This window comes from Pseudoxanthomonas yeongjuensis, from assembly GCF_010093345.1.
Taxonomy (GTDB): domain Bacteria; phylum Pseudomonadota; class Gammaproteobacteria; order Xanthomonadales; family Xanthomonadaceae; genus Pseudoxanthomonas_A; species Pseudoxanthomonas_A yeongjuensis.
Genome location: NZ_PDWT01000001.1, coordinates 720,808 through 736,186 on the forward strand (window position 1 = coordinate 720,808; position 15,379 = coordinate 736,186).

11 protein-coding genes are annotated in these 15,379 nt (G+C 57.7%); 8 read left to right on the forward strand and 3 right to left on the reverse strand.

Annotated features, from left to right (window positions below; translation table 11 throughout):
- Position 1 precedes the first annotated feature (1 nt).
- Both CSC74_RS03165 and CSC74_RS03170 read left to right on the forward strand, forming a co-directional pair.
- The gene (locus CSC74_RS03165; RefSeq protein ID WP_162312952.1) at positions 2-1,441 is read left to right on the forward strand and encodes a hypothetical protein; all 1,440 of its coding nucleotides are present in this window, start codon (positions 2-4) and stop codon (positions 1,439-1,441) included.
- 448 nt (positions 1,442-1,889) lie between these two features.
- Positions 1,890-2,540 (forward strand): terminase small subunit, encoded by a 651-nt coding sequence (locus CSC74_RS03170; RefSeq protein WP_162312953.1) that lies wholly within the window; start codon positions 1,890-1,892, stop codon positions 2,538-2,540.
- 485 nt (positions 2,541-3,025) lie between these two features.
- Here CSC74_RS03170 and CSC74_RS03175 read toward each other — a convergent pair whose 3' ends face one another.
- Entirely contained in the window at positions 3,026-3,349 is a 324-nt protein-coding gene (locus CSC74_RS03175; protein ID WP_162312954.1) for a hypothetical protein, read from the reverse strand.
- Positions 3,346-7,215 carry an RHS repeat-associated core domain-containing protein gene (locus tag CSC74_RS03180; protein ID WP_246192926.1) on the reverse strand — a complete coding sequence of 1,290 codons (3,870 nt, stop codon included), beginning with the start codon at positions 7,213-7,215 and terminating at the stop codon, positions 3,346-3,348. The genes CSC74_RS03175 and CSC74_RS03180 overlap by 4 nt, the downstream gene beginning before the upstream one ends.
- A gap of 1,095 nt (positions 7,216-8,310) precedes the next feature.
- Here CSC74_RS03180 and CSC74_RS03185 point away from each other — a divergent pair.
- From CSC74_RS03185 to CSC74_RS03210, 6 genes are all read left to right on the forward strand, one after another.
- Positions 8,311-8,613 carry a hypothetical protein gene (locus tag CSC74_RS03185; protein ID WP_162312955.1) on the forward strand — a complete coding sequence of 101 codons (303 nt, stop codon included), beginning with the start codon at positions 8,311-8,313 and terminating at the stop codon, positions 8,611-8,613.
- Entirely contained in the window at positions 8,613-10,109 is a 1,497-nt protein-coding gene (gene hxsB / locus CSC74_RS03190) for a His-Xaa-Ser system radical SAM maturase HxsB (RefSeq protein ID WP_162312956.1), read from the forward strand. The genes CSC74_RS03185 and hxsB overlap by 1 nt, the downstream gene beginning before the upstream one ends.
- Positions 10,109-11,299 carry a His-Xaa-Ser system radical SAM maturase HxsC gene (gene hxsC, locus CSC74_RS03195; protein ID WP_162312957.1) on the forward strand — a complete coding sequence of 397 codons (1,191 nt, stop codon included), beginning with the start codon at positions 10,109-10,111 and terminating at the stop codon, positions 11,297-11,299. The genes hxsB and hxsC overlap by 1 nt, the downstream gene beginning before the upstream one ends.
- On the forward strand, positions 11,284-11,961 hold the full coding sequence (hxsA, locus tag CSC74_RS17710) for a His-Xaa-Ser repeat protein HxsA (RefSeq protein ID WP_162312958.1): 678 nt from the start codon (positions 11,284-11,286) through the stop codon (positions 11,959-11,961). Before hxsC ends, hxsA begins: the two co-directional genes overlap by 16 nt.
- Positions 11,962-11,991: 30 nt before the next feature.
- Positions 11,992-12,441 (forward strand): phosphohydrolase, encoded by a 450-nt coding sequence (locus CSC74_RS03205; protein WP_162312959.1) that lies wholly within the window; start codon positions 11,992-11,994, stop codon positions 12,439-12,441.
- A gap of 393 nt (positions 12,442-12,834) precedes the next feature.
- Positions 12,835-13,548 (forward strand): hypothetical protein, encoded by a 714-nt coding sequence (locus tag CSC74_RS03210; RefSeq protein ID WP_162312960.1) that lies wholly within the window; start codon positions 12,835-12,837, stop codon positions 13,546-13,548.
- A 608-nt stretch (positions 13,549-14,156) separates the two neighbouring features.
- Here the strand turns inward: CSC74_RS03210 and CSC74_RS03215 are convergent.
- Positions 14,157-15,182, reverse strand: a complete 1,026-nt coding sequence (locus CSC74_RS03215; protein ID WP_162312961.1) for a hypothetical protein — start codon at positions 15,180-15,182, stop codon at positions 14,157-14,159.
- Between the last annotated feature and the right edge of the window lie 197 nt (positions 15,183-15,379).

Genomic DNA, 15,379 nt, shown 5'->3' on the forward strand with positions numbered 1-15,379 from the left:
AATGGCACTCTCCCAGCTCGACCAGATCAACAAGACTCAGGAGGGTGTCCGCAAGCTGCGTGAATCCATCCCGGGCCCGGCCTACGATCCGCCGGAAGCTTTCGCGCCAAAGCCGGCGGCGCCAGCCGCGCGCCCGGCTGTGTCGGCGCAGCCGGGCGCGCAGGTGCAGTCAGTCAGGCCGAAGCGGACGTTTCCTACCCAGGTTGGCCAGTACGCCCAGGGTCGCGTCAATGCGACGTTGCATGGTGCCGAACAGCTAGGCGACATGGCTACCTTCAACTTGAGGCGCGGTCTGGGCGGAGTCCGCGATGCTTACAAGGCCTTCACCGGCGGCGCCAATCCGAATGAAGGACAGATGGTCGGATCAAACTTCGACTTTGGCCGCGTCGGTGGGCCTTCCGCGCCGACACCCGCTGCACCCGCTGCTGTTGGGACGCCGGCGGCGCCAGCAGCGAGGCCAGCAGCGATCGTCAGCGACGGCAGCGCCGGCACGCCGGCGAACCCGTACGTGAAGCCAGCAGCGGCAGCGGCACCTGCAGCGCCGGTGGCCAACGCGGTCCAGGACAGCGGCATGCCGGCGGGCATCACCAAGACCTTCGACTCCGCCGGCAACCCGATCTACAGCGGCACCGGTGCAAGCGTCGCCGCTGCAGGCGGACCACCGCAGGGCAGCACGGTTGTCGGCCGGCCCACCAACTACGCGATGCCGCAACGCAGCCTGCCGCCGGACGTCGTGGCACCGAGCAACATGGCTGGCCAGTACCAGGTCCGGGGCCGGCAAGGCGGCATCATCGAGAATCCCGCCAACGGATCCGTCGCCGACCAGATCACCAGGGCCATCGGTAGCCCCAGCCTCAAGGGAAGCCCGTCGGCGCGCGCCGCGGTGGCCCAGGCCATCCTGCAGCAGGCCGGCTTCGCCAACGACGAGCGCCAGAGCGCGCTGCGCACCGGTGACCAGGCCGACCTGCAGAGCATCAACAACAACGCCAACGCGAACGAGAACTTCGCCCGGCGCCGGTTCGACGCAAGCAAGTTCAACGTCGGGGTGGACCTGCAGGCCCAGGAGCTGGAGGCAAGTCAGAGGGTACCCTTCGAGCAGCAGCCCATCCTTCGTGGCCTGGATGGTGGTACCAGTGTGCTGCACCGGGACGGTACCCTTTCGGCACTGACCAACAAGGACGGTACCCCCTTCAGGGTCCTGGACCCTTCCCAGCGCACCACCGTATCGCCCGACGCCGAGTTCAAAGCGCTGACCGACGAGCTAACTGCCATGAGCCAGTTTCCGGGAGACGGTACCGAGCAGCGCCGGGGGCAGATCCAGGCGCGCATGGCACAGCTCACCGGTCAGGGTGGCCAGGCAAAACAGGTCAGGCGCACAGGTACCCTCGATGGCAGGAGGGTGGTCGAGTACCAGGACGGCACCAAGGCGTTCCTGGACTGAAGTCGGCGTACTGAGGCAGCAGGATGACCGTTTAATTCCGGCCATCCGAGACTCGGTTGCTGCCACCTTATAGGCCTACGGAGTGTGACTTTCGGCAGCAGTACGCGCACGCGCGCGAGGAAGGGCCTGTTTGAGGCGCCATTTTTGGCCCCATGCGCCCAAAAAAAAACAGGCAGCGGACCACGGTCTAGATCGGCCAGGCTTGCTGGGTGATTTGTTAATAATTGTTGAGAAATTGAAGCAGACCGATGGACTTACCAGATGACATAAACGACGTTCGCGATGATCCGTTTCCTGACCGTGATCCGCCTGAAAGGGCGCCGTTGTTTATGCCGGCCTGGGAGCTAAGTGGAACGTTATCGGCCTTCCTCCTGGCCCGAACGCTTCGCCATTATGGAGTCGACGCTGTGGTCCAGATCCGCCTGAGCCCGCCCGGGCAGGAGAAAAAATGACGATCGAGAAACAAATCTCCTTAAATGACGCTCAGCGGCGGTTCTGCGACGAATATTTGGTCGACTTCAACGCTGGTGCCGCCTACCAGCGCTCCGGTTACAAGTCACGGGGCAGGTCTGCCGATACCTGTGCAAGTCGGCTGCTAACAAAACCTGAGGTTGCCGCTTATCTTTCCGAGCGCAAGAAGGTGCTCGCCACGGAGACAGGCCTCTCCCTCGCCCGGATTACCCAGGAACTCAAGGCGATCGCACTGATGGACCCACGAAAGCTCTACGACGAGGACGGCGCCGTCCTTGCTCCGAAGGATTGGCCCGATGAGGTTGCCGCGGCGGTGGCGGGCATAGACGTGACCGAAATATCGGAGCAGCGTGACGGGAAGAAGGTTCGAATCGGCCAGACCAGGAAGCTAAACCTCTGGAACAAGCTCGACGCGATCGAGAAGGCTCTGAAGCTGCTCAATGCCTACCCTGAGAAGAAACAGGATGGGCCGAAGGAAACGATCCTTGGTGTCGTCGTCATTCCGGCGAAGCGCGACTATCAGGGTCCGCAGCATCAAGGCGCAATTGAAGGCGAGGTCAGGCGCGTGGTGCGCACTGAGCCACTGCCATCTCCGACGAATCGCTTCATCGTTCCCAGGGTTGAATAACAGAAGCCCCACCTCACCCGCTTCCCTGTTATCGAATCAGGTGCGTGGTGAAAGCGGAGCTAGGAATCAACCTTAGCCCAGTACCTACCCCTTGGCAATTGCCGGCTATGCGTCTTCAATGCAGCTGCGAATTCCAACCGCGCAGCATGAATTCTCTTGGCCCTACCTAGTGCAGCGATCGAGATTCCACGCCTCTGCTCGTTCGTAAGGGCTTTGATCCTAGGGCCATAGTCGATAGCTGGCATTTTTCGTTCCTCGCGGTTGCGGTCCTATTAGATAACTCGAACAACCAGACGTCCGCTACCGATCCTACGTGACTATCGGTCTGGTAATAGCGCCCCCACTCATCATAGCTACTGCCTGTTCTTTAGAATCTGCTGCATCGGCTTAAAACCAACGCAAAGTGACTAAGAATCAGGATAGAGACTGCGTTAGCACTGAGCATCCATACATCTCCATCTTGAGGGCGCACTCTGCAGTGCATCTCATGCCTGATCGAATTGGATAGATCCCGCTGTCACGGATAGGCAGCCATCGAGAAAATAGATGAACGTAGTGCCATCTTTCTCGCATGGGTTCCAATGATTTATATTGCCGGCCTGTGAATTATCGGCAATAGAATCGAAATCCAATATTCCTGAGAGCGAGGATACAGAGGTAAATATTATTACCCCAGACGATCGTGCTTTGGCCTCGCCTGAACTGTAATACTTAACTCTGATTTCTACTAATCGATCGAGCAAAGATATGGTCATTTTCTCGACAATTGCATCGTGCAAATCAATTTTATTGGTGTCTGAGATATTCAAGAGCCCGCTCCCGTTAGCACCGCGAAAATTATCAGCAGTGTTCCACCTATCATCATTGCAGCGTTTGTAGCAGTTGACATGTCGGGCATGGACATATTGTTATTTGTATTCTCAAATTGAACCGCATCGCCCACAAAGCCGTTCTTTATAGCGCATTCCTTTACCGATCTCGGCGCATCCGCCCAGCTCTCGCCGTGTGACTGCTCACCAAATTCTCCGCAAGCTCCACTTTGACCCTTGCACTCCCAATGAAGATGTCTTCTAGTCACTCCTTTTACTATCGACTTATCAATTCTGATTCTGCATCCGTTTCCACATTCGATCCAGCGCCCTGACACGTGGTCAATTAACCCAAGTGGATCAGTAGTCTCTAGTGGCGCGCTTCCAACATAGCCATAGGTACTAATACCTCCCAGCAATCCCACTGGATCACTTTGAGAATATCTGCCAGTACTCGGGTCGTAGTCCCTCATGTAGTTATAGTTCAGCCCGCTCGCCGCGTCGTATCGTTGGCCCGAAAACCGCATATCGAACACGAGCGGATTCGCGTCCCCATCTGGGTCCTGATCCTGCACGCCGTTACCAAACGCTTCGCTTTTCAGGTCCCATTTCCACACCGGCAAATTGCGTGCCACTTCGATAACCACGCGCGGGGTACCCAGATGGTCGGGTTCGATGTAGTGCAACTGGTTGCCGTTGGCGATCAGGCCCACCGGCAGATCATCCAGCCAGATCGCCTGCTGTAGTGCGGCGCCGGTGTTGTCATAGTCGCCAAGCCAGTGACCGGCTTCGTCGTAGACCGTGTAGGTGTTTGAAGCTCCGAGATACTTGCGGACCTGTTCGCCCTTGCCGTTGTAGGCGTAGTTCCTCTGCACGATCGCGTTCTGCATCACCTGACTCATGCGGCTGGTGTCGTCGTACACGAACTCCTTAGCGATGCCGCCGATGGCAGTGGTGTTGCCGGCATTGTCGTAGGTTCGGGCGACGGCGCCCACGTGACTCAGTCGATGACTGGTGGACGGATAGGCATAAGCCTGGGTGCCGGCTGCGTTGGTGAAGCTCTGGCGGTTGCCGGTGGCGTCGTAGGCGTAGCTCTCGATGGCCACGTCGGTCGGACCGTCCTTGAACGCGGTGAGACGGCTCAAGGCGTCGTAGTCGAACTTCACCAGCGGGGTGGTACTTGCGGCCGGCGTCAGCTGGGTCAGGTTGCCGACCGGATCGTATTGGAAGCCTACGGATAGTCCACCGGCGCTGGCGTCATGGACAGCAGTGGGCTGGTAGTTCTGGTTGAGCGGACGCAGCAGCTGTCGGCCATTGCCATAGGTCCAACCGGCGACCGGACCGAAGGGGTGATAGCTGGCCTGGTCCAACAACACTTCTGTTGTTGCGCCGGCCCGTTGCACATTGACCTGGGTGGTGCGGCCCTGCGCGTCGCGGACATAACTGGCGATGGCCCCATCGGGGTAGGTCACACTGCTCAGCTGCCCGGCCAGCGTATAGGCATAGCGCACGGTGAAGGCGACGCCGTTGGTCGTCTGCACCTTGCGCACCAGATTGCCGAAGCGGTCGTAGCAGTATTGCGTGGTGCCGCTGGCATCGGCCAGCCGGGTCAGGCGGCCGGTAGAGAAGGTTTCCCCGGCGACGCACGTGGCTTGAGTGGCATCGTACGTATAAGCCACGTCGAGGCTGGGAGTGGCGTAGGCGATGCCGGTCAGCCGGTTCAAGGCGTCGTAGCTGTAGGTCGACGTCTGGCCACGCGCATCGGTCTGAGTCAGGCGATTGCCGGCGCTGTCGTAGGTATAGGTGGTCGTGCCGGTGTCGGGGCTGGACAGTTGGGTCAGGTCGCCCAGGCCGTTGTAGGTGTAATCGGTGTTCAATCCCTTGGGATCGGTGACCTGGGTCAGGTTGTCCAATGCGTCATAGGTGAACTTGGTCTCGGCATTGATGCCGCCGACATCCTGCAAGGTGCGACTGAGGCGGTTGAGCGGGTCGTAGTCGTTGTCGGTGACCCGGGCCAAGGCATCGGACACCGTGTTGGTATTGCCGTTGGCGTCGTAAGTGAAGTCAGTGGGATTAGCCTGCGCATCAGCCTGGGTCTGTAATTGGCCCAACTGGTTGAAGATTCGCGATAGGGTGCGTTTGAGGACGTTGGCAGGATCCTTGGTGTCTTCCTGGGTACGGTTGCCGGCATTGTCCAGCGTGTAGTGGATTGTGTTGCCGGCGTTGTCGGCGATATCGGTCAGACGATGGGCGGCATCGTAGGTGTAGGTGGTGAAGGCCCCGTCAGGCTGGATGACTTTCTTCACCAGACCCGTGGGCCAGTATTCGATGCGCGTGATGACGTCGTCGGTTTCCACGGCATCGTTGGCGCCACGGATCTTGCGAGCGGTCAGCCAGCCACGCGGGTGGTACTCCAGGTCGGTCATGACGCCGTTGGGGTCTTTGACAGACAGGGCGCGGCCAGCGCCATCGTAAGTCAGGGTTTCAGTGATCTGGCCCAAGGCATTGGTGACCTTCCACAGGTCACCTTTGCGATGGGGGCACGTGATCGGATTGGCGACACAGGTCGCATCGTCGCTAAGGTAATAGGCAAACGAGGTGGCGTCCGAGACGTCGGTGCGAGGACCATCTATCGAGAGCGCTAATCCGAGCAACGGGCACGTACCAGCAGTGACCGCCGCTTGTTCGCAGTAGCTCGTGACTGTAGTGCGGGTGGCGCCGGTGACTGGGTCGATTTGGGTGGCGGTCAGGGCTTGACCACGGGCGTTGTAGGTCCAGGTGGACTTGGCGACCAGTGCCCCTGCTGTGTCCAGAGTACGGCGTTCGGTGGGTACACGAAACGTTGTGTGCCAATCAGTTTGTATGGTGCGTTTTCGGCCAATCGCATCGTTGCTAGCGTCGACCTTCTGATCCACCAAGCCGCGAGCAGAGTAGTCGAAGTCGGTAGTAACCCCCGCGAAGTCGGTGACCCCATCGGGATAACCATTGACATCATAGGTGCGGAATTTTGCCGACGTGCTGCCACACGTTCCGCACAGTTTTTCCGCTGACTCGACCTTGGCGCGCCCGAACTGTAGTTGATATCCATACTCGGTGGTTTCGCCTAGAGCGCTGTTGACCCAGACGCGATCCACACCATAGGCAATCGTCACCTTGTCGCTAGATGCTCCGTGCCAGCTGGATGTTCCCCTTCCTTGCAGGTCATATGTCCAGGTCGCATAACGCTGGGTCGATTCATCCACGACACCGGTTAGAAGCAACGGGTTATTGGCATCCTCATAGAGATAGTGCTTCGACACGGACGAGGGTTGATAAGTGACCTGTTCGAGACGTTGTTGGGCGTCGTAGCTATAGGCGACCGATTGACCATCCGGGAAGGTGACGCCGCTCAGCAATGCCCCCGTGTAGCTAAGATCGATAGCGCGTCCCTTCCGGTCCTGTGCGCGAATTAACTTATTGCCAGAATCATAGGTGAGCTGAACGATATCTCCATCCGGATATTCGACGCGAGTAAGCGGACCGCTGAACGTGAAGAATTCCTTTCGATTGTCCGCAGTGGTCACCCGCCATCCGTTGCCATCAATGGCCAGCTCATCCGCGACGTCACTATCGAACTTATAGGCATATTGCGGCGAAACATAGCTATTTCCCGAGGGGCGGTTAAGGCGCTGACCGCCCCCAAAACCATTGCTGACTACTTCACTCTGAAAGCCATGACGCCATCTAGGTCCCATAGTCGTGCCGGCCGCACCTGGCGCGCTGCTATAAAATCTGGAAAAGCTCAAGTGCCCTGTCGGATCGGAGTAGTCGAGTGCCGTCTCGGTTTTTCCACCTGTGAACATATTGATCGGATTGCCGACCGCCACAGGTCCCGTAGTGACGTCACACTGATTGTTCTTCCCTGGGTCGAACTCTGGCTCATCGCATATGGCGCCCGTGGGTTGTGCAACTACTCCGCCGCCGGGTGATGCCGAGTATGAGTACTCACATGCCTGGGTGCACTGGGTTTGACCTGGAGGAACTAGACTTGTCGAGGTGATAGGTGGCCGCGCTTGGCAAGTGTCCGCAGCTCCGTAGTAGTTCCACTCGCGATCCGTTAATGGCACTCCAGTTGCGCCGCAAGTGTCCGTCGACAATATGACATCCCACATAACCTTCGGTTCGTTGTGGTACGGATACCCACCCATGTTTCCTCGCCAAGGTCCGCAGACTTTCCAGCGTGTGGAATGGCCGTATCCAATTGCATGCTTGTTCGCATCGTCTTTGTAGGCGGCTGCTCTTTTATAGGCTTCGCTAAGCGCTTGCCCTTCATCTGCGCAAGCGTTCCCATTGACGTAGCAATATGTACCCGGGAACTGAGTGGCATTGGCTTTGCCAGAAACGCCGCCCAGGGTCAACCCTATAGCGCTGATAAAGACTATTGCGAAGTTGCGCAATCTACGTGGGGCCAGGCTGGCCCATGCCGCCCGAATAGCCATTTTTCCGCCAGGGCCGAGCAAGGCACGTCTAAACATTCTGTTTTCCCCAATTAATGCCGTGAACGCCTGTCTAGCATGAGACGGGCGAGGCCGTTTCGTTTGCAAAGGCTACCACTGTCGTTTTGCGTGCAGAACCAATCTAAGACAACTCTGCTTTCAGACTAGAGCGAACTGTGACTGAGAGCTCGGTAGCCGCTCTGCAGTTTCAGGTGGGTTTGTATGCCCTAGCAGGCCTCTTGTGTGCGGAGTGAAGTGCGCATCAGATTCATGATGCTGAACTTTGGGGGCAAGTATCTGTGCAGCATGTGTGAAATATTTACGTTGCGCCAATGCTGGGAAATGTGCCAGATATGCAGTTAGGGGTTCCTAAGTCATAACGCAAATTCGTACGTACCGATTTTTTCAGATTCCTATAAAAATGGGTTGCAGTAGGGTCCACGGCGGCGCAGCATCAACTGCGTAGAGTTGAATGGGGAGTGGTCAATGCAAGCTCAAGTGGGCTTAAGCATCGTATTGGGGGAAGTGTTTCCAATCGAAGTTGTTGCCAGGACAGCTCATCGCTATACCGGCGATTTCTTCGTGAAAATCAAAGACGACACCAGTGGTATTCATGTCGACTTGATGCCCCGAACTGAAGATGTCCCAACCGACGGCGTAGAACGCCGATTCCACAATGATCTGCTGGACGACCTGTTGCGGGACAAGGTGAGAACTCAAACTGCGGAACTGCATACGGTGCTGGCTGAGGCGGCGCTAAGGCAAGCACGTCCAAGAGCCATTGGGTAATGATGAAGTTCGCGGACAAGGAATCGTTTCAGGGGGCTGGAGGCTACCATTTGTTGCCTCTGCGTTTTCGTAGATTGCCCTGGGATCAAGAGCGTGTGTTCGTTTCGTCCATGTCAGGCGACTGGTCGGTGATGCTTCGTTCGGATCTGGATCGGGCGGTGGGTGGCGATCTGCAGCCCAGCGAATCCCTGTTTGCGGACATGGAGGCTCGTAATCTCATCTCAACGGATCCGGATCGTTCTACGCTGGCGCCGCTGCTGAGTCAGTACAGAACCCGCAAGGCCTATCTGCAGAGCGGACCGGCGCTGCACATCTTCGTCGTATCCCTGCGCTGCCATCACACCTGCTCGTATTGCCAGGTTTCCAGACAACCTACCAGCAAGTCAGAGTTCGACATGTCCGGCCTCGCGGCCGGGCATGCCGTCGATCGGTTGTTCGAGTGGCCCTCCGAACAGTTGACGATCGAGTTCCAAGGCGGAGAGCCCTTGCTTCATTTTGATCGTGTGAAGTCTCTGGTCGGAATGATTGAAGCACGCAATAAGACGGAAGGGCGCAGCTTACGCTTTGTGCTGGCATCGACTCTCCATGACTTGTCGGAAGAGCAACTGGCGTTTCTGAAGGATCATCAGTTTCAACTGTCGACCTCGCTGGACGGACCGGAATGGCTTCATAACGCCAATCGGCCCAGGCTAGAGCGTGACAGTTACAAGCGAACCGTCGAGGGCATTGGCAGAGGTCGCAGGGCGCTTGGCGATGATGCTGTGTCAGCGCTGACGACCCTGACCAGTCGCAGCCTGCAAGTTCCAACCGATATCATCGATGAGTACAGGAAGCTGGGATTCCATTCCATTTCGTTGCGCCCATTGAGTCCCTACGGTTTTGCCAGGAAGACCGCGGTTCGCAACGGATATGGCATCAGCGATTTCCTGCGCTTCTATGAAGTCGCTCTCGGCCATATTCTTGCAGTGAATCGACAGGGCTATGCGATGGAAGAGACCTACGGAAGCCTGCTGCTATCGCAGCTCCTGACTCCATTCAGTCACGGCTATGTCGACCTGCGCTCACCGACGGGCGCCGGTTTGGGCACGGTGGTCTACGACTATGACGGTCAGGTGTACCCGTCTGATGAAGCCCGCATGCTCGCGGCGATGGGTGACGACACGTTCTCCATGGGGCGGGTAGATCAACCGGTTTCCACATGGCTCACCTCGCCCGCGATGAAGGCCGTCATTGAGGCGGGTGTGGCTGAGGCACTGCCAGGCTGTTCTGACTGTGCCTATGTCCCGCTGTGCGGAGCCGATCCCATCGACCACTACGCCCGCCAGGGAAATTGCATTGGCCACCGGCCTACAAGTGATTTCTGCCGAAAACAAATGGGATTGTTCGACCTGCTACTGGAGAAGCTCGAAACCCTGTCTTCCAGCGACCGGACCACCTTGGAAAGCTGGGTTTTCCGCTCGCACCAAACGGCCTCGGATATGAAGGAGGTGGCCTGATGCTTGCTTTGGAAGCCAAGGCCGAGCTGCAGGGCTGGACGGAGCCGGCATTGCTGAAAGTAAGTGGCCTCAAGGAATTTGCTGAAGGCGAATTCCCTATCCAGAACATGATGCTGGATTTGCGCTCCGACCCACTAGTCCGCTCCGAGAGCATTCTTGCGCTTCCGTGGGCAGGCTTCCTTACCGATGACAGGATTACATCGCCTCTTTCCCGGCCAAGCCTGAAGCTGCTGGGCGACCCTGCGATCGCTTGTGTCGGCGACGTCATTGAGATCAAGCCGGCCGTCTCCAAGATTGCGGTGAGGTACCGGCGCGGCGATAACGGCAATGTTTTGTTTGCCACGGAGCGCTGTAACAGCTTCTGCTTGATGTGTTCACAACCCCCACGTCAGATACAGGATGATTGGCGCGTGGGCCATCTGTGCGAATTGGCCAATCTGATCGACAAGGATGCTGCCTCCATTGCCATCAGCGGTGGCGAACCCACCTTGCTCGGTGAAGGACTCGCCCAGGTCGTTGCGGCATGCGCGAGCGCGCTTCCCGATACCCATGTCCACATCCTTTCCAATGGTCGCAACTTCGAGGATGCAGCCTATGCGGCCACGTTCAAGGATCTGCACCCCTCATTGACCTGGGGAGTGCCTTTGTATGGGGATCACTACCGGCTACATGACTATGTGGTGCAAAGCGGCGGGGCATTCGGTCAAACGATCAAAGGGCTCTATGCCCTGCACGCGGCCGGACAATGCATAGAGATCCGGGTTGTGCTGGTGAAGCCCACCGTGGAACGACTTTCGTCCCTGGCCAGGTACATCTACCAGAACCTACCGTTCGTAGAGCACGTGGCCTTGATGGGCATCGAGCCAATCGGATTCGCCAAGGCTCATCACCAGGCGCTCTGGATCGATCCGCTGGATATGGCCGACACGCTATCCGCTGCAGTCGGATTCCTGGATAAACGGAGGATATCCGTGTCGCTTTACAACTTACCGCTCTGCACCTTGCCTGTTTCGCTCAGGCCGTTCGCGAAGCGGAGCATATCGAACTGGAAGCAGGACTATCTGCCGGTGTGCGCCGAATGCGACATTAAGTCGGAATGCGGCGGCTTCTTTGGTTGGGTCACTCCCGAGTGGACGAGCCGCGGCATTGGACCGGTGAAACTGGAGGAACACGCATGCGCAAGACACTGACGGTTGCCGGGGCCACGCTTTCCAGTCTCCATGGCGCCATGCAAGATCAAAGCAGCACCGTTGCGGATGCGAACCTGCTGGCGATGTCCGAACGCGATTCGGGATATGCGGTGACTCTCAGTGCGCCGCTTAACGTCAACATGGAAAACATGTACGCGGGGCATCGGTCGCACAGTAGCCACAGCTCGCATAGGTCCCACAGTTCACACAGTTCGCACTACTCGGGAAGCGGCTCTTCCTACTCGCCACCGCCTGCTCCGCGTTCCACCTATGTCCCACCGCCGCCGCCACCTCCCGCACCGAAGCGCACTTACACACCGCCGAGTACGTATCAGCCCACTACGCCGGCGCCAAGCACATACCGTCCCGCCACACCCACGACTTCCAGTGATGCGAACAAGCCTTGGCGGAATTACGGGTCCCCACAGCTCTTGGAGTCCGAAACTTCGTCGCGACCTTCTGCTGATCAGCTGCGACTGATGATCATGCGGGTCCAGGCTGCTTTGTATTCCAAGGGATACGACCCAGGTGCGATAGACGGAGTATTGGGCGGCGCTACAAAGGCTGCCTTGCAGAGCTTCCAGGTCGACCACGGACTGGTTGCATCCGGTGCAATGACAACAGAGACGCTGAATGCGCTGGGTATCTCGCTAAGGCCCTAGACGCGCGCTCGCGCTGGGAGGAGATTTGTGATGGATCAGCATGTCGAACAGGCAAAGGCGCTGGCCTATCGCGCGCATGCAGGGCAGCTAGACAAGGCGGGGCGTCCTTACATCGAGCATGTGGCACGGGTAGCTGCTGCCGTTTCAGACGACCCTGAAGCTGAGGCCGCCGCATGGCTACATGACGTGCTGGATCACTGCCCGGCATACGAAGATGACTTCTGGGAGCTAGCGCCGCCCATTAATGCCAGGGCCGCTGTGGTCATGCTCACACGATACGACACTGCCTCCGACATCTACTACCGAGGTATCAAAATTGACCGGATCGCTTTGCGCGTCAAGCTTGCCGATATCGCCGACAACGCGAATGAGGAGCGGCTGGCGCTGCTGGACGTTGACACTGCGGCACGGCTGCGGTGGAAGTACGCGGAGGCAATCAAGGCGCTTACAGGCAACGGCACCGGCCGAGGTGGCGAATGATGAGGGCTGCTGACCACGACTGGCTAATTGAGCAGGAAGGGGCCGAGCATTGTCGGTGCAACCCAGGGCCTTCCGGAGGATGGGCCTTGCCCACCAACATCTCTGGTGCAAGACGAGCTGCTCCGGGCGTTGGCGGGATTGGAATGCGCTCGCGTGGAAACGTGCGTCGATGCCCAGCAGCCAAGCGCCATTCGCTAGACCCGATTGCTAGGGGTTCGAGTTGGAGTTTCCTGACCCGTTGCCTGGGTTCCTGCCCAACGGCAATGATGCTTTCATGTTCGTGCGGACAAGGAAGTGGAGGCACATACCTGTTGGAGACGTGCCCCGCACGCTACAGTGAAATCTGGCGTACATTCGAGCTAGGGATGGGCGTGACATCGATGGGGGTTTAGCATGAAGAATGTGCTTTGGTTTGTTGCCGGCATATCGGCGGGTTGCCTGCTGGCAGTCGTACTGGGTATGCCGTTGTTCCGGCCACTCGACGCGAACACAGCAGCCGTCGTTGCCGCATTATTTTCTACAGTTCTTGCAGTGGTCGGCGCGTATGCATTGTGGCTCCATCAAACGAAGAAAAAGCAACAAGATTTGGCAACTGTCGTTGTCCCCATTTTCGACCCACTCTATATTGCCCTCCGTCAGGTTCACCAACTAGGCAACATCGATCGAGCCGCGGAGTTGTTCGGGGAAATAGATCTTTCGCGGCTCGGCGAAGTTAGAGATAAATTTGAATTAATTGATTACAGAGTAAGAACATTCTCACCCGCGATAGATGCAGCGGTACTGGAAGCGGAGACCGTCCTGGCCCACTGGAGTAGCATTCAGGACCTTGTGCTCAGTGCGAACCCAGAACACCTACCTCACTTGCTCGCCCTGCATAGAGTGGCCAAGGCTGCTGTAGTGCTATTGCCGCCCGTGAAGGAGACGGTAAAGCCAATTTACGTGGAAGACGTGTGGAGAGAACCAAGCGAATCCGACATGAGGAAGCTTGCCTGGGGAATCGGGAGTATCGCCAAAGCGCTGAATGCGATGGATCATGGTTCCCGCGATGAGTCCGGATACGACGCGCTACAAGCAGGGCGTCTTGCGGTACTTTCGGTGCTGAAGTAGCGGTTCAAACGCGACCGGGCGTTCCTGTCGGCTACGGCGCGCATTGAACCATCGCTAGCGTCTCAATCTATGGGATGCGGCCGCGACAAGCTTCTGTCCCCCACCAGAAGGCCCGCGCAATTGCGAGTACAGATCGACCCGATGGGTTCGCTTGGGAGCCGCACACGGGCCGCAATATGGCGCTGAAGGCAACGGGAAGGCCGCGGTATTGCGTATCGCGCTAGACCTGGGCTACGGCTTTTCGATTGGATATCGATCCGGATCGCTTGAGCCGCCGCTCGGAATTAATGCAATCTAAGGAACATGCGACGGCTTACCTAGCGGCTTGGGGGAAAGTAGCAAAAGCAGCTGCGCGCCACCTAGGCACAAGTCACCGTAGGCTGCATCAGCCCTAATCGGGCCTCGAACCCGCAGTCGACTAACGTGACTTAGCTATCACTTTCACCGAGGGCTGACCTTGGGTGATACGCACTATCACCGTGCGCTCCTTCGGAAGCGCTGTACGGTCGTTGGGGGGGGCCTTCGTGGAACCGTGACGATCTCGCACCGCATAACGATCGCCTTGGCTTCCGGCAAGGGAGCGACCATGGGTATCGGGAAATGGGTAGTTACGCATCGGTGAGGTATCCAGTGTGGATATGGGACAAGGCAGGTTCATTCAACATAGCAAACGGAACGTTACGGCGAAGTAGGCCAATTCGAGTGCGACCCCCGACAACGGGTATTCCCTGAACGAACTTTTGCATGCCAGACTCGGTATTGACGAGTGCTGAGACCAACTCAATCGCAGTCTGGATAGGCATATTGCCCCAATCAATGGGAGCAATGGCACTAGACCATGGAGGAGCTGCTGGCACTGATTCGTCCAGGTCCAACTCTAGATCCTGAATGCCGGCGGCGACAATAGCCTTCGTAAATGAATCGAGCAGGCTGTCACGCTGCGCCTTCAGCGCCTCGACGATCCCCCGGCTCACTTGGTCCTGTAGGCCCGGATCGACCCCCATGATGAGCCTAGCCGCGAAATTGCTTTGTCCATCCCAAGCGGCACCGGTATAGGGTTCTTCCGATAGCTGATCGATGCAGATATTTTCTTCGACACTTACCCGAAAAACTTTGAAACGCGCATCGTCTCGGCAGTATCCAGCCACCATGAACCTCAAGGCCGCCTGGGACGGATGACTGAAGCCCTGGCGTACGTAGTCCGCCTCCCATAGACCTCGCATATGTGCAAGGAAATGGTTCGCTAAACTTACCACTTCACTGAAAACGACCTTGTCTCTATCCAATTGCAGGCGGTATCGATTTGCGTGCTCCGCAATCGTGATGCCATCCATGGTCGCGAGGCCGCTAGTGACAGCTGCTACAGAACAGTCGCAGTGTCCATTTACGTCTTCGAAGAGGATAAACATTTTGCGTACTCCACCCATCACGGTGGTAGCGGTGTATGCGAGTTGATCCTGTCGATAAGACACGAGCAGATTTCCCTCCGCGTCGCGCATCTGGTTGCCTGCAGCGTCGACGGCAAAGGAACTGCCCTCACGAAACGGAAAGAACGCGCGTTCAACCCGGCTCGATAACGAATCACAGCCAAGAACGACGGCGTCAAACGTTGCTACAGCAACATTGATCGTCAAAAGTATCTCCCCTTCCCCAGCGACAGCGTACTGCGGTTCCTGATCGGGGGCAATGTGCGAAGCTCAGCTCTCGCATGTGTGAATTATTTACAGTAAGACTCGCGGCAGGAGGGCTCTGCGTGGCCAAGGCGGGTGACTGCGATCGACGCAAAGCGTCCCCGCGACCGCGTATGAGAGTGCCCGGCCCAGCTTCACGG